At 63.9% G+C, this 23,372-nt stretch carries 22 protein-coding genes and 2 tRNA genes; 20 read left to right on the plus strand and 4 right to left on the minus strand.

Annotation, left to right across the window (positions count from 1 at the left end):
* Positions 1 to 40: 40 nt before the first annotated feature.
* From pap to BI344_RS19005, 8 genes are all read left to right on the plus strand, one after another.
* Positions 41 to 1,525, plus strand: a complete 1,485-nt coding sequence (gene pap / locus BI344_RS18975) for a polyphosphate:AMP phosphotransferase (RefSeq protein ID WP_071114364.1) — start codon at positions 41 to 43, stop codon at positions 1,523 to 1,525.
* On the plus strand, positions 1,518 to 2,237 hold the full coding sequence (locus BI344_RS18980) for a type 2 periplasmic-binding domain-containing protein (protein ID WP_071114365.1): 720 nt from the start codon (positions 1,518 to 1,520) through the stop codon (positions 2,235 to 2,237). Before pap ends, BI344_RS18980 begins: the two co-directional genes overlap by 8 nt.
* A 60-nt stretch (positions 2,238 to 2,297) precedes the next feature.
* The gene (gene recD / locus BI344_RS18985) at positions 2,298 to 3,974 is read left to right on the plus strand and encodes an exodeoxyribonuclease V subunit alpha (RefSeq protein ID WP_241499402.1); all 1,677 of its coding nucleotides are present in this window, start codon (positions 2,298 to 2,300) and stop codon (positions 3,972 to 3,974) included.
* A gap of 112 nt (positions 3,975 to 4,086) precedes the next feature.
* The gene (locus BI344_RS18990; protein ID WP_071114367.1) at positions 4,087 to 4,968 is read left to right on the plus strand and encodes an NUDIX hydrolase; all 882 of its coding nucleotides are present in this window, start codon (positions 4,087 to 4,089) and stop codon (positions 4,966 to 4,968) included.
* Between the two features lie 280 nt (positions 4,969 to 5,248).
* The gene (locus tag BI344_RS18995; protein WP_071114368.1) at positions 5,249 to 5,458 is read left to right on the plus strand and encodes a hypothetical protein; all 210 of its coding nucleotides are present in this window, start codon (positions 5,249 to 5,251) and stop codon (positions 5,456 to 5,458) included.
* Between the two features lie 157 nt (positions 5,459 to 5,615).
* Entirely contained in the window at positions 5,616 to 7,478 is a 1,863-nt protein-coding gene (locus BI344_RS19000; protein ID WP_071114369.1) for an ABC transporter ATP-binding protein, read from the plus strand.
* A 69-nt stretch (positions 7,479 to 7,547) separates the two neighbouring features.
* Complete coding sequence (locus tag BI344_RS23260; protein WP_206600433.1) at positions 7,548 to 7,736, plus strand: hypothetical protein; 189 nt, start codon at positions 7,548 to 7,550, stop codon at positions 7,734 to 7,736.
* The gene (locus tag BI344_RS19005) at positions 7,727 to 8,074 is read left to right on the plus strand and encodes an NUDIX domain-containing protein (RefSeq protein WP_083338791.1); all 348 of its coding nucleotides are present in this window, start codon (positions 7,727 to 7,729) and stop codon (positions 8,072 to 8,074) included. Before BI344_RS23260 ends, BI344_RS19005 begins: the two co-directional genes overlap by 10 nt.
* A 246-nt stretch (positions 8,075 to 8,320) precedes the next feature.
* On the opposite strand, the gene BI344_RS19010 is transcribed toward BI344_RS19005, so the two are convergent.
* Positions 8,321 to 8,397 (minus strand) — tRNA-Arg (locus BI344_RS19010).
* Positions 8,398 to 8,535: 138 nt separating this feature from the next.
* Between BI344_RS19010 and BI344_RS19015 the strand changes: the two genes are divergently transcribed.
* Positions 8,536 to 9,279 carry a c-type cytochrome gene (locus BI344_RS19015; RefSeq protein ID WP_071114370.1) on the plus strand — a complete coding sequence of 248 codons (744 nt, stop codon included), beginning with the start codon at positions 8,536 to 8,538 and terminating at the stop codon, positions 9,277 to 9,279.
* 286 nt (positions 9,280 to 9,565) lie between these two features.
* Here BI344_RS19015 and BI344_RS19020 read toward each other — a convergent pair whose 3' ends face one another.
* On the minus strand, positions 9,566 to 11,590 hold the full coding sequence (locus BI344_RS19020; protein ID WP_071114420.1) for a UvrD-helicase domain-containing protein: 2,025 nt from the start codon (positions 11,588 to 11,590) through the stop codon (positions 9,566 to 9,568).
* Positions 11,591 to 11,716: 126 nt separating this feature from the next.
* Here BI344_RS19020 and BI344_RS19025 point away from each other — a divergent pair, with 126 nt between their 5' ends.
* The 4 genes from BI344_RS19025 (at position 11,717) to BI344_RS19040 (ending at position 16,179) form a co-directional block, all read left to right on the plus strand.
* Complete coding sequence (locus BI344_RS19025; RefSeq protein ID WP_071114371.1) at positions 11,717 to 12,550, plus strand: symmetrical bis(5'-nucleosyl)-tetraphosphatase; 834 nt, start codon at positions 11,717 to 11,719, stop codon at positions 12,548 to 12,550.
* A 77-nt stretch (positions 12,551 to 12,627) separates the two neighbouring features.
* Positions 12,628 to 14,028, plus strand: coding sequence for an MBOAT family O-acyltransferase (locus BI344_RS19030; RefSeq protein WP_071114372.1), 1,401 nt, complete (start codon positions 12,628 to 12,630; stop codon positions 14,026 to 14,028).
* A 10-nt stretch (positions 14,029 to 14,038) separates the two neighbouring features.
* Positions 14,039 to 15,019, plus strand: a complete 981-nt coding sequence (locus tag BI344_RS19035; RefSeq protein WP_071114373.1) for an SGNH/GDSL hydrolase family protein — start codon at positions 14,039 to 14,041, stop codon at positions 15,017 to 15,019.
* Positions 15,016 to 16,179, plus strand: a complete 1,164-nt coding sequence (locus BI344_RS19040) for an SGNH/GDSL hydrolase family protein (RefSeq protein ID WP_083370297.1) — start codon at positions 15,016 to 15,018, stop codon at positions 16,177 to 16,179. Before BI344_RS19035 ends, BI344_RS19040 begins: the two co-directional genes overlap by 4 nt.
* A gap of 4 nt (positions 16,180 to 16,183) precedes the next feature.
* Here BI344_RS19040 and BI344_RS19045 read toward each other — a convergent pair whose 3' ends face one another.
* Positions 16,184 to 17,005, minus strand: a complete 822-nt coding sequence (locus BI344_RS19045; RefSeq protein WP_071114375.1) for a lysophospholipid acyltransferase family protein — start codon at positions 17,003 to 17,005, stop codon at positions 16,184 to 16,186.
* Positions 17,006 to 17,046: 41 nt separating this feature from the next.
* Entirely contained in the window at positions 17,047 to 17,862 is an 816-nt protein-coding gene (mutM, locus tag BI344_RS19050) for a bifunctional DNA-formamidopyrimidine glycosylase/DNA-(apurinic or apyrimidinic site) lyase (RefSeq protein WP_071114376.1), read from the minus strand.
* Between the two features lie 96 nt (positions 17,863 to 17,958).
* Here mutM and BI344_RS19055 point away from each other — a divergent pair, with 96 nt between their 5' ends.
* The 7 genes from BI344_RS19055 to pth all read left to right on the plus strand — a co-directional run bounded on the left by BI344_RS19055 (position 17,959) and on the right by pth (position 23,340).
* Entirely contained in the window at positions 17,959 to 19,716 is a 1,758-nt protein-coding gene (locus BI344_RS19055) for a tetratricopeptide repeat protein (RefSeq protein ID WP_241499404.1), read from the plus strand.
* Positions 19,713 to 20,270: a lipoprotein insertase outer membrane protein LolB gene (lolB, locus tag BI344_RS19060; protein ID WP_071114378.1), complete on the plus strand. Its 558-nt coding sequence runs from the start codon at positions 19,713 to 19,715 to the stop codon at positions 20,268 to 20,270. The genes BI344_RS19055 and lolB overlap by 4 nt, the downstream gene beginning before the upstream one ends.
* A 40-nt stretch (positions 20,271 to 20,310) precedes the next feature.
* The gene (gene ispE / locus BI344_RS19065; RefSeq protein WP_071114379.1) at positions 20,311 to 21,165 is read left to right on the plus strand and encodes a 4-(cytidine 5'-diphospho)-2-C-methyl-D-erythritol kinase; all 855 of its coding nucleotides are present in this window, start codon (positions 20,311 to 20,313) and stop codon (positions 21,163 to 21,165) included.
* Positions 21,166 to 21,171: 6 nt separating this feature from the next.
* Positions 21,172 to 21,246: transfer RNA gene (locus tag BI344_RS19070), tRNA-Gln, on the plus strand.
* Between the two features lie 90 nt (positions 21,247 to 21,336).
* Positions 21,337 to 22,320: a ribose-phosphate pyrophosphokinase gene (locus BI344_RS19075; RefSeq protein ID WP_071114380.1), complete on the plus strand. Its 984-nt coding sequence runs from the start codon at positions 21,337 to 21,339 to the stop codon at positions 22,318 to 22,320.
* A gap of 59 nt (positions 22,321 to 22,379) precedes the next feature.
* Entirely contained in the window at positions 22,380 to 22,667 is a 288-nt protein-coding gene (rplY, locus tag BI344_RS19080; RefSeq protein WP_071114381.1) for a 50S ribosomal protein L25, read from the plus strand.
* A 91-nt stretch (positions 22,668 to 22,758) separates the two neighbouring features.
* Positions 22,759 to 23,340, plus strand: a complete 582-nt coding sequence (gene pth / locus BI344_RS19085) for an aminoacyl-tRNA hydrolase (protein ID WP_071114382.1) — start codon at positions 22,759 to 22,761, stop codon at positions 23,338 to 23,340.
* Positions 23,341 to 23,372 lie beyond the last annotated feature (32 nt).

Here is a 23,372-nt window from a genome sequence, read left to right on the forward strand (position 1 = left end):
TACAGCAACTAAGCTAAGCAAGTGGACAAGGATGTGAGACATGTTTGAATCCGCCGAGATCGGCCACAGCATCGACAAGGAAACCTTTCGCAAGATGATGCCCTCGCTGCGCGAGGCCTTGCTGGATGTGCAGTACGACCTGAAGGAAAAAGCCGACTTTCCGGTGCTGATCCTGATCCACGGTTTCGATGGCGCCGGCCGCGGCGAGACGATGAACCTGATCAACGAGTGGCTGGACCCGCGGCTGATCCAGACCGTGGCTTTCGACGATCCCAACGACGAGGCGCGCGCGCGGCCGTGGATGTGGCGCTACTGGCGCGAGCTGCCGGCCAAGGGCCGCATTGGCATGTTCTTCGGTTCCTACTATTCCGATACCCTGTTCGAGCGGGTATTCAGCCGCAGCGACCGCGATGCCTTCGACCGGCAGATCTTCGATATCCTGCGCCTCGAGCGCATGCTGACGCTGGACGGCGCGGTGGTGCTCAAGTTCTGGTTCCACTTGAGCCGCGACAAGCAGAAGCAGCGGTTGAAGCTGCTGGAGCAGGACCCGGCCACCAACTGGCGCGTCACCAAGACCGACTGGCTGCACTACGAGCGCTACGACAAAATACGCAAATACGGCGAACACATGCTGCGGCTGACCAATACCGCGCATGCGCCGTGGATCGTGATCGACGGCGAGGATGGCAACTATCGCAGCCTGACGGTGGCCAACACCATTCTGGAGGCGGTGCGCAACCGCCTCGGCCAGCCGATGCTGAGCACCGACCGCGTCGAGGCGCCGCCGCTGTTGGCGCCGATAGACAACAAGCTGGTGCTGGACACGCTGGAATTGGAGCAGAAGCTGGACAAGGACAGCTACCGCGCCAAGCTGGACCAGTTGCAGGGGAGGCTCAGCAAGCTGACGCGCGACGCCCGCTTCGCCCGCCATTCGCTGGTGCTGGTGTTTGAAGGCAACGATGCCGCCGGCAAGGGCGGCAGCATCCGCCGCATCACCCAGGCGCTGGACGCGCGCCGCTACCGGGTGGTGCCGGTGGCGGCGCCCAACCAGGAAGAGAGCGTCAAGCCGTGGCTGTGGCGCTTCTGGCGCAATGTGCCGGGCAAGGGCGGCATCACCATCTTCGACCGCAGCTGGTACGGCCGGGTGCTGGTGGAGCGGGTGGAGGGCTTCGCGCCGGAGGCCGACTGGCTGCGCGCGTATTACGAGATCAACGATTTCGAGCACCAGCTTTCCGAAAACGGCGCCATCGTGCTGAAGTTCTGGCTGGCGATCAGCAAGGATGAACAGTTGACGCGTTTCAAGGGGCGCGAGGAAACCGGTTTCAAGCGTTTCAAGATCACCGACGAGGACTGGCGCAACCGCGACAAATGGGACCTCTACCGGCAGGCGGTCAGCGACATGGTGGACCGCACCAGCACCAGCAAGGTGCCGTGGACGCTGGTGGAGGCCAACAACAAGTATTTTGCCCGCATCAAGGTATTGACCACCGTATGCGACGCTTTGGAGGCGAAGTTGAGTGAATAGGCTGTGCTGTCTGTTTCTGCTGTTGTGCGCGCCGACGCTGGCGCAGCCTTTGCGCGCCGGCGTCGCCAACGATACCAGCGAGCCTCTGCGCCAGGCGGCCGAGGGCGGCTTGCTGCAAACCTACCGCCAGGCGTTGGCCCTGATCGCCAAGCAGAGCGGCGTCCGCTTCCAGCTGGACTATTATCCCACCCAGCGGCTGGAGCAGCTGTTCCAGGTGGGGCGGCTGGACATGGAGGCGGGCGTCAATCCCTCCTGGCGCGCGCTGGCGCCGGTCGCGGGCTTTTATACCCAGCCCTTGGGCGAGGTGGAGTTTGTGCTGTGCCTGCCGCAAGCCAAGGGATATGCGCCGCCCGCGGCGGGCGCGCAAAAAGGATGGACGGTGGGCACTCTGGCCGGCCAGAGCTATCCTTTGCTGGAACCGGCTTTCCAGAGCCGGCGGCTGAGGCGCGACCTGTCCGGCAATGAGGAGGAGCTGCTGGACAAACTGCGCGAGGGCAGGGTGCAGGCGGTGGTGCTAGAGCGCGGCCGCGCGCAGTACTGGAGCCGTCAGACCGAGGGCCGGCGCTGCCTGCCGGGCGAGTCGGCGGGCAGCGTGCCGGTGATGCTGAGGCTGCACCCGCAATACCGCGGACTGCTGCCCAGGCTGAATCAAGCCATCCAGACCTTGAACAGCCAAGGCAAGCTCAAGCCGCTGTTCGGCGCGAAAAACTGACGCCCGCTTCTTCGCAGGCTCTCAACCGTTGACGTCCATATGAATCCCGCCATTTCCCTGTTGCCCGATCAACTCGCCAGCCTGTTCCGCCGGCTGGCTCCCGATGCCGACGATGCGGTGCTGGCGCTGATCCGCGAATTGAGCGGCGCCAATCTGGCAGGCCACGTCTGCCTGCCGCTGGCGCACCGCGCCGAACTGAAAGCCTTGCAGGGCAGCGGCCTGGCCGGCCGTCCCGGCGATTACGCTCCGCTGATCCTTGACGGCGCCGGCCGGCTGTATTTCGCGCGCCACTGGCATGACGAAGACAGGCTGGCGCAGGGATTGGTCCGCTTGGCCGAGCCGCTGCCGCCGCCAGACGAAGCCCGGCTGGCGGCATGGCTGGCGAGGCTGTTTCCCGGCGGCGGCTCGGGCGAGCCGGATCGGCAGAAACTGGCTGCCGCGCTGGCTGCGCGGCAGCGGCTGATGGTGATTTCCGGCGGCCCGGGCACCGGCAAGACCACCACCGTGGTGCGGTTGCTGGCCTTGCTGGCGGCCCTGTCGCCGCGTCCGCTGGTGATGGCGATGGCGGCGCCCACCGGCAAGGCCGCGGCGCGGCTGTCCGAATCGATGCGCGGCGCGCGCGATCGGCTGGATGTGGACGAAGCGGTGCGGCGGCAGTTGCCGGCGCAGGCGGAAACCCTGCACCGCCTGCTGGGCCTGCGTCCCGGCATGGAGGCGCCGCGCCACCATGCCGGCAATCCCTTGCCGCTGGATGTGCTGGTGGTGGACGAGGCGTCGATGATAGACCTGGGACTGATGGCCAGCACCGTGGCGGCGCTGCCGTCGCAGGCCAGGCTGATCCTGCTGGGCGATCGCGACCAGCTGTCGTCGGTCGAGGCCGGCGCGGTGTTGGGAGAGCTGTGCAGCCGGATAGGCTACAGCGAGTCCACGCTACAATGGCTGCAACGGGTATGCGGCGACAGCCTGCCGCGAAGCGGCGAGGATGGGGGCCGCCTCACCGACTGCGTGGCGCTGCTTACCCGCAGTCACCGCTTCGGCGCCGACTCCGGCATCGGCGAGCTGGCGCGGCGGGTGAATGCCGGCCAAGGTCGTCTGGCGCTGGAGCTGCTGCAGGCGGGCGGTCATGCCGACATCAGCATGCGGCAGGCAGTGGATGCCGGGATGCTGTTGGACAAGCGCCAGGGCTATTTGCAGGCGGTGGCGGCCGGCGCGGAGCCGGACGATGTGCTGCGGGCCTTTTCCGCCTTCATGCTGCTGGCGGCTGAGCGCCGCCAGGTGGCCGACTGCAATCAGGGCATCGAGCGCCAGCTGGAAAAGACCGGGCTGAAACAGCCGGGGCGAGATTGGTATGCCGGCCGGCCGGTGATGATCAGCGAAAACGACTACGGCCTGGGTTTGTTCAACGGCGACATCGGTTTTGCCCTGCCGCGCAGCCAGGGCTTGCGGGTGGTGTTCCCCTCCGGCGACGGCGTGTGGCGCGAGTTCGCCCCAGGGCGGTTGCCGGCGCACGACACGGTGTTTGCGATGACGGTTCACAAGAGCCAGGGCTCGGAGTACGACGAAGTATGGCTGCAGCTGCCGCAACAAGCGGGCGCGTTGCTCAACCGCGCGCTGTTGTATACCGCCATTACCCGCGCCCGGGCATGCTTTGTCGCGGCTGGCGGCGAGGAGGTCTGGCTGCGCGGCGTCGAGCTGGCGCCGCGGCGCCATTCCGGCCTGGCCGACCGTTTGCGTTGAGGAGGAATGGACGGAATGCAACACTTGCCGGCTTTGTGCGGTCGAGAATAGTCAAGCCGCGCCAGACACCCGTAAGATGCAGCCTTCCCGAAAAACCGCAGGGGGAGTCGTCATGCAGGTGGATGCCGTATTGGGCTATCTGGACAAGGTAAGCCGTTTCGATGCGCAACAGTTCACGCCGCTTCATATCGGCATCGAGCGCATGGGTTGTGTCAATGCGCAATGGAAAGAGCGCTTGCTGCAGCATGAGGCGTCGCTGTTCGAGGAAAATTACCAGGGCCTGATCTGTAGGCTGGACGGCAGTTACCGCAGCATCAGCCATGCGCTGGGGCTGGCGGCGAGGCGCTGGCAGCAGGCAGGCTGGCTCAATGGCTGGCGCAACGAGAACTTCACCGCCTTTCGCCATGACGGCACGCCATATTTTGAGTTGGAGCGCGCGGCCTTCCGCCCGCTCGGCCTGACCAGCCGCGCCGTCCACGTCAACGGCCTGTGCCGGCAGAGCGACGGCGAAGTGCGGATGTGGGTGGGGCGGCGCAGTCCGAACAAGGCGGTGGATCCCAACCGCATGGACAATCTGGTGGGCGGCGGCGTGGCCGCCGGAGAGACGTTGGCGCTGGCGCTGGAGCGGGAAGCTTGGGAAGAGGCCGGCGTCGCGCGCGAGGCGCTGCAAGGATTGCAACCGGTATCGTTGCTGCTGGCCGAGCGGCCGGTGGCGCGCGGCCTGCACCGCGAGTGGCTGTACGCCCATGATCTATGGCTGCCGCAGGGGCTGCGGCCGGCTTGTCAGGACGGCGAGGTGGCCGAGCATCTATTGCTGCCGCTGGCCGAGGTGGAGCAGTTGCTGGTGGCCGAGCGCTTCATGATAGACGCCGCGCTGGTCAGCCTGGACTGTCTGTGCCGGCTGGGCTATTGGCAGCAGCGCAACGGCCTGGTGGCGGATGCGCTTTCCCGGGTTCGCCATGGGCTGGAGCAGGATCTGGCGACGCTGGCTTAGCCGCGGCCTCGCGTGTTGGCGCGTGGCGCTACGCAAAACCCGGCTTGTGCCGGGTTTTTGCTTGGTCTGGCAGCGCAGTATGTGATTTTCTCATCGTTCGGTCAGGGTGGCCGATATCCGTTATCTTGCTGTTATTCATCGGCTATTGCCATGATTTTCGGGATCTTATTGCAAAGTCATGACAGTGGATGCTGTCAGATAAACTCATGTAGAATGGGGTTGAGGAAATGCATTTAGTATAAAAACATCAATCACGCCGTTTTAGCTAGAGATAATAATAATGTATCGGTTGAAACTGATTTCTCCGGATTTCGGCATAGACGACAGCGGGCCCTTGCACCCCACCCAGGAGCAGGCGCGCAGGGCGGCCGAATTGATGCTTCATGTCTACAAGGGGCGGGTGCGGGCGGAGGTGCACAAGGTGGATCTGAAAGCCAGAACCTCGGAGAAGCTGGAAGAGGTTTACATCAAAATGGTGCCGATGGCATGATGCGGCCGCAGCTGCCGCGTTCTGACCAGAGTCCGCGGCGTTTTTTGGCGGAAGGGCAACTTTTCCGTTGCAGACAAGGCCAGGGTACGCTACCGTCATCGCTCCACTAAACCCTTTATCCGGAACCGCAACGGTTCCAGACAATGGAGCGATCTTTATGTTTTCCTGGTTTGAACGCCGGATATCCCCCTATCCGGAAACGCCTCCTGCCCAGCCTCCGCAGGGCTTTTTCTCCTTCATTTGGTTCTGTACCCGCGGTTTGCGCGGTCTGATCCTGTTCATGACTTTGCTGACCGCCTGCATCGGCGCGTTCGAGGCCTTGCTGTTTTCCATGCTGGGCTCTGTCGTCGACTGGCTGTCCAAGGTGCCGGTGGATCAATTGTGGCTACGAGAGCGCAGTCACCTGCTGTTGCTGGCCGGTATTCTGCTGGGCAGCGTGCTGCTGGTGGCCTTGCAGGCGATGAGCAAGTATCAGGGCCTGTTCTCCAATTTCCCGATGCGGCTGCGCTGGAATTTCCACCGCCATCTGCTGGGGCAGAGCCTGAGCTTCTATCAGGACGAATTCGCCGGCCGGGTGTCGGCCAAGGTGATGCAGACCGCGCTGGCGGTGCGCGACACCGTGCTGATCATCACCGACATCCTGGTGTTCGTGGTGATCTACTTCGTCACCATGATCGCCGTGCTGGGTCATTTCGACGTTTTCCTGCTGCTGCCTTTCCTCGGCTGGCTGGTGTTCTACCTCGCCACGCTGTGGTACTTCGTGCCGCGGCTGGGCAAGGCCGCCACCCGGCAGGCCGACGCGCGCAGCCTGATGACCGGCCGCATCACCGACGCCTACACCAATATCGCCACCGTCAAACTGTTCTCGCACGGCCAGCGCGAAGCCCGCTTCGCCAAGGGCGCGATGCAGGAGTTTCTGAGCACCGCCTACCGCCAGATGCGGCTGGTCAGCGGCTTCGAGATCGTCAACCAGCTCAGCAGCATGTTGTTGATCGGTGTGACCGCCGGCTCGTCGCTGTGGCTGTGGAGCCGCGGCGAAGTCGGCATCGGCGCGGTGGCGGCGGCTACCGCGATGGCGCTGCGCCTGAACGGTATTTCGCACTGGATCATGTGGGAGATGTCCAGCCTGTTTGAAAACATCGGCACGGTGCAGGATGGCATCACCACGCTGTCGCGCAAGGTGGCGGTGGTGGACGCGCCGGGGGCGGGCAAGCTGGAAGTGCCGCGCGGCGAGATCCGCTTCGATCAGGTGGATTTCGCCTACGGCGGCACGCGCAAGGTGATCGACAGCCTTAACCTGACGATACGTCCGGGCGAGAAGATCGGCCTGGTCGGCCGCTCCGGCGCCGGCAAGTCCACCATCGTCAACCTGCTGCTGCGTTTCTACGACTTGGACGGCGGGCGTATCCTGATCGATGGCCAGGACATTGCCGGCGTCACCCAGGACAGCCTGCGCGCCATGGTGGGCATGGTGACCCAGGACACGTCGCTATTGCATCGTTCGGTGCGGGAAAATCTGCTGTACGGGCGGCCAGATGCGGGCGACGAAGACATGATAGCGGCCGCGCGCCGGGCCGAAGCCGACGACTTCATCCAGACGCTGACCGACCCGAAGGGGCGCGTCGGCTACGACGCCCATGTCGGCGAGCGCGGCGTCAAGTTGTCCGGCGGCCAGCGCCAGCGGGTGGCGATTGCCCGGGTGATGCTGAAGGACGCGCCGATATTGCTGCTGGACGAGGCCACCAGCGCGTTGGACTCCGAAGTGGAAGCGGCGATCCAGAGCAGCCTGTATCGTTTGATGGAGGGCAAGACCGTGGTGGCGATCGCCCATCGGCTGTCCACCATCGCGGCGATGGACCGGCTGATCGTGTTGGACCGCGGCCAGGTGGTGGAGGAAGGCAGCCATCAGCAACTGCTGGCCCGCGGCGGCTTATATGCCAGATTATGGGCGCATCAGAGCGGCGGCTTCCTGGGAGAGGAAGGCGGCGACGAAGACGAGCGAGTGTCCTTGATGGGCTGAGAAAAACCCTCCGGCGATTGCCGGAGGGTTTTTTGTTGCTGGCGATACCCGGACGATGGAGGCATGGCGATGGATGCCGCGTGGCAAGTGGAGTCGGGGGAACTGGTTTACATCAATCCTTGGTTCGTGGTGAGGGAGCTTGGCGTCAGGCAGCCCGATGGCTGGCCCATTTCTTATTTTTCGGTGCATCATCCGCGTCCGGCTGTTGGCATTCTTGCCATTGAGCAGAGCCGTTTGCTGCTGATCGGGTGCTCATAGCGCACGCGGTTTGGGCCATTCCGGCGGGCGGAGTGGATGCAGGCGAAACGGCGGCGGTCGCGGCTAAGCGGGAACTGCTGGAGGAAACTGGCTACACGGCCGCGAAGTGGCGGACTTTCCTGACTTATTTTCCGACTTGCGGCAGCAGCGATCAGCGTTTCGAGATATTTTTAGTTCACGGGCTGACGCAGGTGAATGAACGGTTCGACCGGAACAAAGTGATGGAGGTGCGCTGGTTCGGCGCCGTGGAGGCGGCGCAAATGGTCGATGACTGCGAGATTGTCGATGGCTTGTCGCTGACGCCGATTTTGCTGGCGATGTGCAAAGGCTGCTTGTGATGCTCTGGATCGGCCTCTGTGGCAGAACGGCATCATTTAAATTTGCGAAATGTGATCGATAAATGATCTATATCAAATTTAATCAGCTGGAAAAAAGAACAGTTTGATTCCGGAGGTCTGGATTTTCCCATGGGGATGGCAAACGCATGAATCCGGCGCCGCGCAGGGAAGGGTAGAAACATCATGAAAAAGCTGCTGGAAAAACAAAAGGCTTGCAGCGCAACGCTTGCAAGCCTTTGATTTGATTGGTGCACCCGACAGGGATCGAACCTGTGACCTTCAGCTTCGGAAACTGACACTCTATCCAACTGAGCTACGGGTGCACTGCAACTTGTCATCAAGTAGACGCATCATACCGCAAAAAGTTAATCCGAGTCCAGAGTATGGTTTTTTGCCATGCATGGGTGCATACTTTATAATTAACCGGTTTTAATTGTCATTATTTTCAGGCGAGGCTTGGGATGAGTAATGAGAGCGGAATGGCCCCCGGCCAGATCGTAAAGGTTCTGGTCAGCATCGTTGTCTTTCTTGTCGTGGCGATTTGGCTTCTGGCCAAACTGGCGACCAGTGGTTTCAATGTGGATGCCGAGGTGATGACCAAGGAAGCCGTGGCTGCTCGTCTGAAGCCGATCGGCGAATCCAAGGCCAGCGACGCGCCGCCAGGCATGCGTACCGGGGAGCAGGTGTACAAGGCGATCTGCATGTCCTGTCACAGCACCGGTCTGGCCGGTTCTCCCAAGTTCGGCGACGCCGGCGCTTGGGCGCCGCATATCGCCAAAGGCTGGGATACGCTGGTGGACCATGCGCTGCATGGCTTCAATGCGATGCCGGCCAAGGGCGGTTCGCCTGACCTGACCGACGATGAAGTGAGGCGCGCGGTGGCTTATATGGGCAACGCCGCTGGCGCCAAGTTCACCGAGCCGCCGGTGGGCGGAGCGGGCGGCGCCGTGGCTGCGGCCGATCCGGCGGTGGTGGGCAAGAAAATCTACGAAAGCGTGTGCGTGGCCTGCCACTCCACGGGGGTGGCCGGGGCGCCGAAGTTCGGCGACAAGGCGGCATGGGCGGCGCGTCTGAAGCCGGGCCTGGACGAGGCGGTGAAGATCGCCACCAAGGGTTTGAACGCGATGCCGCCGAAGGGTGGCTATACCGGCAGCGATGCCGAGTTCCGCGCCGCGGTGGAATATATGGTCAACAACTCCAAGTAATTTTCCATCTGGGCTATAGAATAAAAAGCACGCTGCGCAGCAGCGTGCTTTTTTTGTGGCTTTTGAGCTGGCATTAAATGTCAATGTGTCTGACTAGTTAAAAAGGACAGGTGGCAATTGCTCGCGGTTCCGGCATCATGGCTGCATCTGATTGACCGGTTGGCGGTTCAGGCTTGCCAGTCAGGTGAGGTTCCCCAGCCTCGCTTCACCCAGAGATGTTCCTCATTCTTCTTTATGGCGCCTATGGCGCCATTTTCTTTTGGCGGTCCCGTCCGCCGCATGCCGCTCATTCCGCCGGCGCTTCCCCGGATTTGTCCTTGCCGGCCAGCATCGCCGTCAGGCTGGCCAGCTTGCTCTTGCCTTCGCTCTTGCTGACCAGCGGTTCCGCGCCGGGTTTGCCGAAGTGGCGCAGGTCCTCGCCGTCTATCTCGTTGATGAAGCGTGACGGCTCGATGAACTGCCATTCGCCGGCGCGGCGGCGTTTGACGCAATAGCTGAGGGTGAGGCTGCGCTGGGCGCGGGTGATGCCGACGTACATCAGCCGCCGTTCCTCCTCCACCATGCCGTTGTCCACCGACTCGCTGTGGGGCAGGATGCCTTCCTCGCAGCCCACCAGGAACACGTGCGGGTATTCCAGCCCCTTGGACGCGTGCAGGGTGGACATCCTCACCGCGTCCACCTCGCCCTCGTCGCGGCCTTCCAGCATGGTGATCAGCGCGATGGTCTGGGTCAATTCGATCAGGTTTTTGCCGTCGGCCTCGCCCTTCTTCGCCAGCCAGCCCACCATGTCCAGCATGTTCTTCCACTTGGTCTCGGCGATGCGCGGGCTGTCTTCGCTGTCGTACAGCCAGGCTTCGTAGCCTATTGCCTGCAATAGCTCCAGCGCCAGTTGGCCGGCCGGCTCGCGGGTGGCGCGGTATTGCAGTTGGTTGATGAATTCGCAGAACTGTTCCAGCGGGGACAGTTGGGCGGTTTGTATCTGCACCCTCAGGCCGGCGTCGTGGGCGGCGGCGAACAGGCTTTTGCCGTACTGGCCGGACCAGGCTCCCAGTTTTTCCAGCGTGCCGGCGCCGACGCCGCGCTTGGGGGTGGTGATGGCGCGAATGAAGGCCGGATCGTCGTCCGGGTTGGTGATCAGCCGCATATAGGACAGCAGGTCCTTGATTTCCGGCTTGTCGAAGAAGCTTTGGCCGCCGGCCATCTGGTAGGGAATGCGCTGGTTGCGCAGCGATTGCTCGAAGATGCGCGCCTGGTAGTTGCCGCGGTAGAGGATGGCGTAGTCCTTGAACTCGGTGCGGTTTTCGAACTTGTGCGCCAACAGCCGCTGCACCACGGTTTCCGCTTCGTGTTCCTCGTCCTTGCACTGCACCACGTGGATGGGCTCGCCCAGGCCCAGCTCGCTCCACAGCTGCTTCTCGAACAGCTTGGGGTTGTTGGAGATCACGCTGTTGGCGGCGCGCAGGATGCGGGCGGTGGAGCGGTAGTTCTGCTCCAGCTTGATCACCTTGAGTTGGGAGAAGTCCTGCTGCAGCAGGCGCAGGTTTTCCATATTGGCGCCGCGCCAGGCGTAGATGCTCTGGTCGTCGTCGCCCACCGCGGTGAACAGGCCGCGCACGCCGGCCAGCAGCTTCACCAACTGGTACTGGCAGGTGTTGGTGTCCTGGTATTCGTCCAGCAGCAGGTAGCGCAGCTTGCCCTGCCATTTGAGCAGCACTTCCGGGTGGGTCCTGAACAATTGCACCGGCAGGCGGATCAGATCGTCGAAATCCATGGCCTGATAGGCGGTGAGGGTGTCCTGATAGGCGAGGTAGGTGCGGGCGCAGACGCTTTCCCATTGGCCTTCCGCGCTCAGCATCATTTCGTCGGCGGTTTTCAGGTCGTTCTTCCACAGCGAAATCTGGCTCTGCACCTTGCGGATTTCATCCTTGGAGGTGGTGGCGAGGATATCGGCGATGATCTTGCCGGCATCGTAGGCGTCCAGGATGGAGAACTGGGTCTTGTAGCCCAGGTGCGGCGCCTCCTGGCGCAGGATATGCATGCCCAGCGAGTGGAAGGTGGAGACGGTGATGCCGCGGATCTCGGACGGCGTCATCAGCTTGCTCACCCGCTCCAGCATTTCGCGCGCGGCCTTGTTAGTGAAGGTGATGGCGGCAATGTGGCGCGCCGGGATGCCGCCTTCGCGCACCAGGTGGGCGATCTTGTAGGTGATCACCCGGGTCTTGCCCGATCCTGCGCCGGCAAGCACCAGCAGCGGGCCGTCTAGGTAGTGGATGGCCGCGCGTTGCGGCGGATTGAGCAGGGGAGCGGACATGGCGGTATCGGAGCCGCGCCCGGGCGGGCGTAGCAAATCGGTAATCAGGACCATGCATTGTAGCATGGGGTATCATGGCTTATCGCGGATGGGCGGCAATCCCGATCCGCTTCCAAGGGAAAGATCATGGCCATCTACGCAATCGGCGACATCCAGGGTTGTTTCACCCCGTTTCAGCAATTGTTGCGAAAAATCGATTTCAATCCGGGAAAGGACACCCTGTGGCTGACCGGCGATCTGGTCAACCGCGGCCCGCAGTCACTGGATGTGCTGCGCTGGGTGTATGAGCATCAGGATCAGGTGGAGATGGTGCTGGGCAATCACGATCTGCATCTGCTGGCGGTGTCGGAAGGCTTCGGCAAGCTGCACCGCGACGATACCCTGGACGACATTCTCAATGCCGCCGACGGCAAGGTGCTGCTGGACTGGCTGCGCTGCCAGCCGATGATGCTGGAGGGCCACGGCTATGCGATGGTGCATGCCGGCCTGCTGCCGGAGTGGACCATTTCCAAGGCGCTCAGGCTGGCCGAGGAGGTGGAGTTTGGCCTGTCCAGCAATCGCTACCGCGAGTTTCTCGGCCGGCTGTACGGCAACAAGCCGGCGCGCTGGAGCGACGACCTGAAGGGTGCGGACCGTTTGCGGTTGATCGTCAACGTGATGACGCGGATGCGCTTCCTCACTCGTGACGGCGAGCTGGATCTGAGCTACAAGGGCGAGCGGGACTGCGCGCCGGCCAATCTGATTCCCTGGTTCGAGGCGTCGGGCCGCCGCCATGGCGGCACGCCGATAGTCTGCGGCCACTGGTCGGCGCTGGGCGTGCATCTGGACGACGACGTGCTGGCGATCGATTCCGGCTGTCTGTGGGGCGGCAGCCTGTCGGCGCTGCGGTTGGACGACCGGCAGCTGTTCTCGCTGGAGTGCCAGGCTTACCGTGAAATCGCGGCGCCAGCCGGGAAATAAATAAAATTTGATGGAAGCTGGTGCAGGACTGGCCTTGTTGTCATAATTGCCGCCTTCGCCAGCTTGTTACCTTCAGCATGAGTTATCTGTCCATAGAGTTCGCCCTGGCCTTCGTCGGCTTTTTCGCCGTTTACTGGGCTTGCCGCCGTCTGCCCGGCCTGCAGAATTTCCTGCTGCTGATCGCAAGCTACCTGTTTTATGCCAAGCTGGACTGGCGTTTCGCCGCCATTCTCGGCGCGTATACCTTGGTCCAGCACCGGCTGAGCCAGCGCATGCTGGTCTCGCCGCATCCGCGCCGCTGGCTGCAGGCGGCCTTGTCGCTGGCGGTGGCTAATCTGGCCTTGTTCAAGTACTTCGACTTCTTCCGCGAAAGCGCCCAGGCGGGACTGCACGCGCTGGGCGTGTCCGCGCTGCTGCCGGCGCTGGACATTCTGATGCCGGTGGGCATTTCCTTCTATACCTTCCAGTCGGTCAGTTACCTGGTGTCGGTATACCGCAGGGAGATGGCGCCGGCGCGCCTGCCGCAGTTCGCCCTGTTCCTGGCGTTCTTTCCCACCTTGCTGGCGGGGCCGATCTGCCGCGCCCGGGATCTGCTGGAGCAGTTGCGCAGCCCGGTCCTGCGCCAGGTGGCCAACTTCGACCGCGCGCTGGGGCTGATCGTGCTGGCGCTGGTCAAGAAGCTGTGGCTGGCTGGTTGGCTGGCCAGCGCCTGGGTGGACCCGGTGTTCGCCGCGCCGGACACCTTCCACACGCTGGAGGTATGGGCGGCGTTCTATGCCTATGCCTTGCAGATCTACCTGGATTTCTCCGGCTATACCGATCTGGTGACCGCGCTGGCGCTGCTGTTGGGCATCCAGCTGCCGCGCAATTTCGACAGCCCTTATCTGGCGCTCAATCTGCGCGACTTCTGGCGGCGCTGGCATATCTCGCTGTCCAGCTGGATCCGCGACTACATCTATATTCCACTGGGGGGCAATCGCGACGGCTTCGCCCGCAGCCAGATCAATCTGCTGGCGGCGATGCTGCTGTCCGGCCTGTGGCACGGGGCCAGTCTGAAATACCTGGTGTGGGGTGCGATGCACGGCCTGGGCGTGGTGGGGCTGAACGTCGGCGACAAGTTGTGGCGGCGCGACGGCATCAGTCGGCGCTGGCCTTGGCTGGCGCGGCTGATTACCTTCCATTACGTGTGCCTGGCCTGGGTGTTCTTCCGCGCCCAGTCGCTGGACGAGGCGTTGGACTTTTTGCGCGCGATGGCCGGCACAGGCCAGAGCCTGACCTTGAACGCGCCCGGCCTGTTGCTGGTGCTGGCGCTGTGGCTGGCGGCGCTGCCCAGGCTGGCGCCGTTGCGCGAGCGTTGCATCGCCCAACTGGCGGCGTTGCCCTGGTGGGGCAAGCCGCTCCTGCTCAGCGCCTGCGCGCTGCTGGTGATTTCGCTGGCGCCGTCCGGCATTCCCGCCTTCATCTATTACCAATTCTGAATAGCCCGCCATGCTAGCCGCCTACCCGCACCGCCGCATCCTCGTCATCCTGCTCAGCTGCATGCTGCTGCTGTTCTGGGTGGAGCAGACCGCCATCAATGCCTACTGGCGCCAGACCTTCCATCGTCCCAGCCTGCTGGAGACGCTGACCGAACTGTCGCCGTGGCGCGAGGGCGGCGAGCTGGGCGGCGGCCTGCGTCAACAGAGCGTGGCCTTGCAGCAGCAGGTGGGCATGTGGGACCGCCGCATGGTGGAGCGCCTGAATGCCTGCTGCTTGGGGCAGCCGCCGGCGGCGCCGCGTGCCGCGAGCCGGCCGCCGAGTGCCTCCGCGCCGGCGGCGGTCAAGGCGGTGGACCCGCGGCTGGCGCTGCAGGAGGGGCTGCCGGTGTTGCTGGCGGGCGACTCCCTGATGCAGGGCGTCGCCTTGCATCTGTTGCCGCCGCTGTTCCGCCAGCATCAGGTGAAGGCGTTGGACGTCAGCAAGCAGAGCACCGGCCTCACCTATCCGGACTTCTTCAACTGGCCGGCCACCATTGAGCGGCAGTTGGCGGCCAATCCCAAAGTACAGCTGCTGGTGATGTTCGTTGGTGCCAATGATACCTGGGACATGGTCGGCGGCAGCCGCTACATCCGTTTCGCGTCGCCCGACTGGGAGCAGCGTTACCGCGAGCGCATCCGCAGCATTTTGCAAAGCGCCGGGAAGCGCAAGATACCGGTGTTGTGGCTGGGGCTGCCCAATATGGGCCGGGACAAGCTGAATGACGGCGCGCACTATCTGAACCGGCTGTACCGCGAAGAAGTAGGCGCGGCCGGGCAGCGTTTCGTCCCGACCCGCGAAGTGCTGGGCAGCCGCGACGACAGCTTCAACAAATTCATGACATTGCCCGAGCAGGGCGAGGTGGCGGTGCGCACGGCGGATGGCGTGCACTTCACCCGTCAGGGACAACTGTTGCTGGCGCGCCGCGTGCTGGCGGAATTGAGGTTTGAATGACAGCAAAAACCATGGCGCGCGGCTGGCGCTGGCTGTTTACCGCATTGCTGGCGGCTCAGGTTCGCGCCGCGCCGGTGCAGGACTTTGGCGAGGCCAATCTGGCCCGGCTGGCCGCTCGCTTGAGCCTGCTGGCCGACGCGCAGCAGCCGGTGCGCATCGTCCAGTTCGGCGATTCGCATACCGCCGCCGATTATCTGAGCGGCGAATTGCGCGCGCGGTTGCAGGCCCGCTTCGGCGACGCCGGCATAGGCTGGCTGCCGCCGCTCAATGTGCCAGGCCAGCGCAACGCGCTGGGACTGGTGCGCAGCGAGGGCTGGAGCTTGCGTAACAGCCGCCGCGACGAGGACGCCGATTTTCCGCTGGGCGGTTTCATCGGCATGGCGCAGCGTTCCGGTGCCGCGTTGAGCGTGCAGCCGCGCAGCGCGGACGGCGGACTGTGGCGGGTGCGGGTCTGGCTGCGCCAGGCCGGCGACGCTGCGTCGCTGACGGTTGACGATGGCAATGGCCCCCGGCGGATTCAGGCCGCCGCCGGCGCCGGTTGGCAACGGGTGGAAATGAAGCTCCAGCTGCCGTTCTCGGTGCGGGCGGACAGCCTGCCGGCACCCGAGCTGGGCGGTTTCGAACTGGAAAAACTGACGCCTGGCGTGGTGCTGGACAGCGTGGGCAGCAATGGCGCCGAGCTGGCCTTGTGGCGGCGCTGGGGCGGCGTGTGGGGACGGCAGCTGGCGGCGCGCGACGCCGATCTGGTGGTGCTGGCTTACGGCACCAACGAGGCGTTCGACGGCAAGCTGGACCTGGACGAATACCGCGCCACGCTGCAGGCGGCCATCAACCTGGTGCGCGCGCAACTGCCGCAGGCGGCCATCCTGTTGCTGGGGGCGCCGGATTCGGCCCGCCGCAAGGGCCCGGTCAGCCAGGAGTGCGCGGCGCCGAGGCGTCCGCTGATGCTGTCGGCGGTGCAGCAGGCGCAGCGGCAGATGGCGCGCGACAACCATTTGCTGTATTGGGATTGGGAGCAGGCGATGGGCGGCCCGTGCAGCATGCGCATATGGCAGCAACGCCAGCTGGGTCGGCCCGATCTGGTGCATTTCACCGCGCCGGGCTACACCCGCCTGGCAGACGATCTCTATCAGGGGCTGATGCAGCGCCTGGCGCGCTGAGGCATCAGGCCTGGCTTTTTTCCTCGGACGAGGAGTTGGGTTGCGGCGAATCTTCCAGCGCGATGCGCAGGCCGCGCGCCACCTCGCGCCGCGCTTGCTCGGCCAGCAGGAAGCGGTTGTCCAGGCCGGCGTCGCCGGCCCTGAGCGGCTGGCCGTAGCAAATCTCCACTTCGATCTGCGGCACGCTCAGCACCCGGCCTATGCTCTCGAACAGCGAAATCTGGCCGATGTAGGCCGCTTCCAGCAGCAGGCTGCCGTCCGGCCGCTGGTAGCGCAGCGACACCGGCTGCACGGTGCCGCCCGACAGCAGCGCGGCTTCGAACAGCGAGGCCTTGAACGGCAGCAGGCCGCTGCCGTCGGAGGTGGTCGATTCGGGAAACACCGCCATGCAGCCGCCGTTGCCCATCGCGTCGGCCAGTATCTGGTTGATCCGGCTGGCGTCGCGGCGGTTGCCGCGATCGATGAACAGCGTGCCGGCCACATAGGCCAGCCAGCCTATCAGCGGCCAGTTGCGGATCTCGCGCTTGGCGACGAAGCGCGACACGGTGCAGCTGTTGAGCACCGCGATGTCCAGCCAGGACACGTGATTGGCGACCAGCAGAGTGTTGGGCGGATAGAAGCCCGGGTTGACGCCCTGCACCTTGATGCTGACGCCGAGGATTTTCAACGCATGCTGCGCCCAGCGGCGGGTGACCACCGCGCGCTCGGCCTGGGCCAGGCGCGAGTAGCGGGTGGCGACGATGAAAACGCCGATGGCCAGATGGCCCAGCAGGCGCAGCACGCGGCCGCAGCGGGTCGGGAATGATGTGGTGGCGGGTGACTTCAAGGCTTTAAGATTTCAAGTCTGCAAGATTACAGCCCGCCACTCTAACATGGCTGGCATAGCGGGCAATAGTAAGTGCTGCGCTGGCCCTGGCGAATTTGCCGGATCGGCGTGCCGCATTGGCGACAAGGCTCCTCCTGGCGGTCGTACACCATATAGCTTTGCTGGAAGTAGCCCGGCTTGCCGTCGCTGGCGACGAAGTCGCGCAGCGTGCTGCCGCCAGCGGCGATGGCGCGGGTGAGCACCGCCTTGATTTCCGCCGCCAGCCGCTCGCATTCGTCGCGGCGCAGGCCTGAGGCGGGGCGGGTGGGGGCGATGCCGGCGTAGAACAGCGATTCGTTGGCGTAGATGTTGCCGACGCCGACCACCACATGGTTGTCCATCAGCACCAGCTTGATCGGGCTGCCGCGTTTGCGGATGGCCTGGAACAGCGCCTCGCCGCCGAAAGCGTCGGACAGAGGCTCCGGCCCCAGCGCCTGCAGCAGCGGGTGCAATTCTATCGGGCCGATATGCCACAGTATCGCGCCGAAGCGGCGCGGATCGCGGTAACGCAGCAACTGCCCGTCCAGCAGCAGATCCACATGGTCGTGTTTCTCCGGCGGGGTGCCCGCCGTCAGGATGCGCAGGCTGCCGGACATGCCCAGATGGATCAGCAGGGTGCCGCTCTCGCATTCCAGCAGCAGGTATTTGGCCCGGCGGCGCACCGCCTGCACCTTTTCGCCGGCAAGACGCGCCGACAGGTCAGGCGGCACCGGCCAGCGCAGGCTGGCGTTGCGCACCACCGCGCCCTGCAGGACGCGGCCTTCAAGGTGGGGTTGCACGCCGCGGCGGGTGGTTTCGACTTCTGGCAATTCTGGCATTGGAAAGTGCTACTCGGTAAATGGTGTAAAGATGAAAACCGGACATGCTATTCTACGCGTTCAACAGGCTTTGAGCAGGCAACTTACTCCATGCGAATGAAACCGCTGAAACGAACTCTTCCGCTGCTGCTGGCGTTGCTGCTGCCGGCTTGCGCCAGCGTCAAGCCGCCGGCTGCGCAGCCTGTCGCCGCGGCGCAGGGCGCGGCCGACGATTCGGACGCCGGCGCCAAGCCGGACGAAGCCAAGCTGCCGAAGCAGGAGCTGACGCCGGAAATCCTCTACGGCGTGCTGGCCGGCGAAATCGCCGCCAACCGCGGCGCGGTCGGTTCCGCCGGCTTGACCTATCTGGATCTGGCGCGCCAGACCCGCGATCCGCGCATGGCGCAGCGCGCCGCCGAATTCTGCCTGTTGTCCGGCCAATTGAAGGAGGCCACCGAGGCCTTGTCGCTGTGGATAGCGCTCGATCCCGACTCATTGCCGGCGCGCGAGCAGCTGTTCATCACGCTGATGCGAGGCGGCAAGCTGGCGCAAAGCAAGCCGCTGATCGAAGACCTGCTGCGGCGCGAGCCGGCGCGGGCGCCGGCCATTTTCGTGCAACTGGCCAGGCTGGGCGCGCGCCAGGACGGCGGCTCGGCCGAGTCGTATCAACTGGTGGCCGACTTGGCCAGCCGCTATCTGGACCTGCCCGAGGCGCGCTTCGCGGTGCTGGCGGCGGCGGCCGACAACAACGATCAGAAAGTGGTGGATCGGGAGTTCGACCGCCTGGCGCAGATTGCGCCGAAATGGGATCTGCCGGTGGCCTGGCAGGTGGACCGCTTGCGGCGCAAGGACATACCGGGCGCGGCGGACTTCCTGCAGCGCGAACTGGCGCGCCGGCCCGACGCCGGCCTGGAGCTGCAGGCTGCTTATCCGCGGCTGCTGGTCGGCGCCAAGCGCTTCGTCGAGGCGCGCGCCGCCTTCGAGGCCCTGCTCAAGACCCATCCGGACAATCCCGACCTGCTCTACGCCACCGGCCTGCTGGCCTATCAGATGCGCGATCTGAAAGTGGCCGATGAAAGGCTGCAGCGCGCGCTGGCGCAGCAATACCCGGAGCAGGACTTTGTCCGCTACACGTTGGGCCAGATCGCCGAGGATGATCACGACGTGGCCCGGGCCGAGAACTGGTACCGCCAGGTCGGCCCCGGCCAGCAGCAGTACCTGCCGGCGCAATCGAGGTTGGCGATGCTGGAGGCGGGCGAGGGCCAGCTGGACGCGGCCTTGAGCCGGTTGGGTCAACTGGGCGGCACCGATCAGGAAAAAGTCTCGCTGGCGCTGTTGCAGTCGCAGTTGGCGCGCGACGCCAAGCAGCCGCGCAAGGCGTACGATCTGCTGAGCAAGGCGCTGCAGGGCCAGCCGAAGTCGGGCGAGCTGCTGTACGAGCGCTCGCTGGTGTCGGACATGCTGGGAAATACCGGCAATGCCGAGCGCGATCTCAAGCAGATCCTCAAGGACAAACCTGGCGATGTGCAGTCGCTCAACGCGCTGGGCTACACGCTGGCCAACCGCACCACGCGCTACAAGGAAGCTTACGCTTACATCGAAAAGGCGCTGAAGGCCGAGCCGGACAATCCGGTGATCCTGGACAGCATGGGCTGGGTGCAATACAAGCTGGGCAGGCTGGAGCCTGCGCGCAAGAATCTGGACAAGGCATATCAGGCGATGCCGGACCCCGAAGTGGCGGCCCATCTGGGCGAGGTGTTGTGGAAGCTGGGCCGGCATGATGAGGCGCGGGCGGTGTGGAGCAAGGAGCTGGCCGCGCATCCGGACCATGATGTGCTGACCGAGACCATCCAGCGCCTGGGCGTCAAACTATGACGGCGAGGTGTCTGGCGCTGTTGCTGGCGCTGTTGCTGGCTGGCTGCGCCAGCCGCGAAATGCCGTTTGCGCCGCGGCAGGCGGCGACGGCGGCGCTGGACCAACCTTTCAAGGTCAGCGGCCGCTTGTCGGCCAACCTGGACGGCAAGGGGCATGTCGCCAACTTCGACTGGCGGCATCAGCCGCCGCAGGACGAGGTGGCGATCAACTCGCCGCTGGGCAATACGGTAGCCAAGGTGCTGCGTGATGCCGGTGGCGTCACCCTGTTGGCCGATGGCAAGAGCTGGCAGGCGGACGATGTGGAGAGCCTGACGCTGAAGGTGCTGGGCTGGCCGCTGCCGCTGTCTAATCTGGTGTGGTGGATACGCGGTATGCAGGCGCCGGGAGAGGCGGGCAGGCTGGACGCCGACGGTAATCTCGAGCAGCAGGGCTGGCATATCCGCTTCATCCGCGACGCCGACGCCGACGCCGACGCCGACAGCCGTTATCCCAAGCGGGTGGAAATGCAGCGCGAAGGCTTGACCGTCAAGGTTGTGGTGCAAAGCTGGCAGTAGCCCGGCGTTTTCAAGCATTGAAGAACAGATCATTCCAATCATGTCGTTATCTTTCCAAGTCTTCCCGGCGCCGGCCAAGCTCAACCTGCTGCTGCATGTGGTGGGCAAGCGCGCCGACGGCTACCATCTGTTGGAGACGGTGTTCCGTTTCATCGATTTCGGCGACACGCTGCGGATAGCGGCGCGCGAGGACGGCGCCATCGAGCTGTTGACGCCGACCGAGGGCGTGCCGCCGGAACAGGACCTGACCGTACGCGCCGCGCGGCTGCTGCAGCAGGCCAGCGGCTGCCGGCTGGGCGCAAGCATTCGTCTGGAGAAGCGCATCCCGATGGGCGGCGGCCTGGGCGGCGGCAGTTCCGACGCCGCCACGGTGCTGATCGCGCTCAACCGTTTGTGGGGGCTGGCCTGGTCCCGCCCGCAGTTGCAGGCGCTGGGGCTGCGATTGGGCGCCGATGTGCCGGTATTCATTTACGGACGCAGCGCGTTGGCCACCGGCATCGGCGAGCAATTGCAGCCGCTGGAATTGGCGCCGGCCTGGTATTTGGTAATTCGCCCACAGGTCCATGTGCCGACCGCCGCGGTGTTCCGAAATTTTTCGCAGGGTGTGTTGACAGGGGTAGGGGCCGACGGCATAATGCGAATCCTCGAAACAACGCAGCAGCGACGAAACGATCTGCAAGACGTTGTTTCAGGGATGTTTCCAGCGGTGAATGAAGTACTGAGCGAGCTGAGAAAATATGGTTCGCCGCTGATGACTGGTTCCGGATCATGCGTATTTCTGGAGTTCAAGTCGAAAGACGAAGCCGATAAAGTTTACCGGGCGTTGTCGGAAAAATATCAGGGATTTGTTGCAGAAGGACTCGACGTCCATCCCCTGTTCGACAGCACTGAATAAGGTTACTGGGGAGTCGCCAAGTGGTAAGGCACCGGATTTTGATTCCGGCATTCGTAGGTTCGATCCCTACCTCCCCAGCCAGGACTTTCTCCTTATGAAGAGAGAGCATGAAAAAAGCGTGTAAGAATCCCTTACACGCTTTTTCTTTATCCAGCTAAGGCAAAGCGAATCATGGCGGCATACGACAGTTTGATGGTATTCACCGGAACGGCAAATCCGGAATTGGCTCAGAATGTAGTCAAGCATCTGGATATCTCGTTGGGACGCGCCGACGTCGGCAAGTTCAGCGATGGTGAAGTGGCGGTTGAGTTGCTGGAAAACGTGCGTGGCCGCGACGTTTTCATCCTGCAGTCCACCTGTTCCCCCACCAATGACAACCTGATGGAAATCCTGACCATGGCCGACGCGCTCAAACGCGCCTCGGCCGGTCGTATCACCGCAGCGATTCCCTATTTCGGCTATGCCCGCCAGGACCGCCGTCCGCGCTCCGCCCGGGTGCCGATCTCGGCCAAGCTGGTAGCCAATATGCTGACCAGCGCCGGCATCGACCGCGTGTTGACCGTCGATCTGCACGCCGACCAGATCCAGGGCTTTTTCGACATCCCGGTGGACAACGTCTACGCCACCCCGGTGTTGTTGAAGGACATCCGCGCGCAGCGCTTTGAAGACCTGATCGTGGTGAGCCCGGACGTTGGCGGCGTGGTGCGCGCTCGCGCGGTGGCCAAGGCTTTGAACACCGATCTGGCGATCATCGACAAGCGTCGTCCCAAGGCCAATGTGGCCGAGGTGATGAACATCATCGGCGATGTGTCGGGCCGCACCTGCCTGATCATCGACGACATGATCGACACCGCCAATACGCTGTGCAAGGCCGCGTCCGCGCTGAAAGAGCGCGGCGCCCAGCGCGTGCTGGCTTATGCGACCCACCCGATCTTTTCCGGTCAGGCGGTGGACCGCATCAAGAATTCCGACATCGACATGGTGGTGGTGACCGACACCATCCCGTTGACCGCTGCGGCCAAGGCCTGCCCGAACATCCGGGTGGCCTCCATCGCCGGCCTATTGGCCGAGACGCTGCGCCGCATCAACAACGAAGAGTCGGTGTCCTACCTCTTCAATGAGGAACTGGTTGCGACGGGCGCCTGCCTGCCGTAAACATCTGGCCTGCTGGTCGCGGCGGGCCGGGTGCTTCTAACTGAAACTGGAGTTTTACAATGTCTTTTGAACTGATTGCTAGCAAGCGTGTTGATCTGGGTACGGGTGCGAGCCGCCGCCTGCGTCACGCTGGCCAAGTGCCGGCCGTGGTATACGGCGCCGGCAAAGAAGCCGCTTCCCTGGTGCTGGATCACAACACCATGTACTACGCTCTGAAGAACGAAGCCTTCCACACTTCCGTGCTGGATCTGGTCATCGACGGTCAGAAAGAGCAAGTGAAAGTGGCTGCATTCCAGATGCACCCGTACAAACAGCAAGTCATGCACATCGACTTCGCGCGTGTGTGATCCCTGCTGCCGTGCCGCCTGGCGGTAACGGTGAAGAGCCCGTTGTGCGCCCAAGTGGCGGGCAGCGGGCTTTTTAATTTGGAATGACGATATGTCCGGCATCCGCATGATTGTCGGCCTGGGCAATCCGGGCCCCGAATACGAAAAAACCCGCCACAATGCCGGTTTCTGGCTGGTGGACGAATTGTGCTGGCAGTTCAAGGGCAACTGGCGCAACGAAGGCAAGTTCCATGGCGACGTCGCCAGGGTGGATATCAACGGCCAGGACGTCTGGTTGCTGAAGCCCATGACGTACATGAACCTGTCCGGCCAGGCCGTGCTGGCGCTGGCGCAGTTCTACAAGATCCTGCCGGATGAGATTCTGGTGGTGCACGACGAACTGGACCTGCCGCCGGGCACCGCCCGCTTCAAGCAGGGCGGCGGCCATGGCGGCCACAACGGCCTGAAGGACATCGCGGCGCGGCTGAGCTCGCCGGCGTTCTGGCGCCTGCGCCTGGGTATAGGCCATCCCGGCGACCGCAACGAAGTGGCAAACTTCGTGCTGAAGAAGCCGCGCGGCGAAGAGCAGCAGGCGCTGGACGAGGCGATTCTGGCATCCTTGCGCGAGCTGCCGCGGGCCATCGCCGGCAAGATGGCCGAGGCGATGAAGGCCTTGCACACCGAAGCCAAGTGAATCATGGCTGACGGCCCGCGGGGCCATCGCCA

Source organism: Chromobacterium sphagni (genome assembly GCF_001855555.1).
Classification (GTDB): Bacteria; Pseudomonadota; Gammaproteobacteria; order Burkholderiales; family Chromobacteriaceae; genus Chromobacterium; species Chromobacterium sphagni.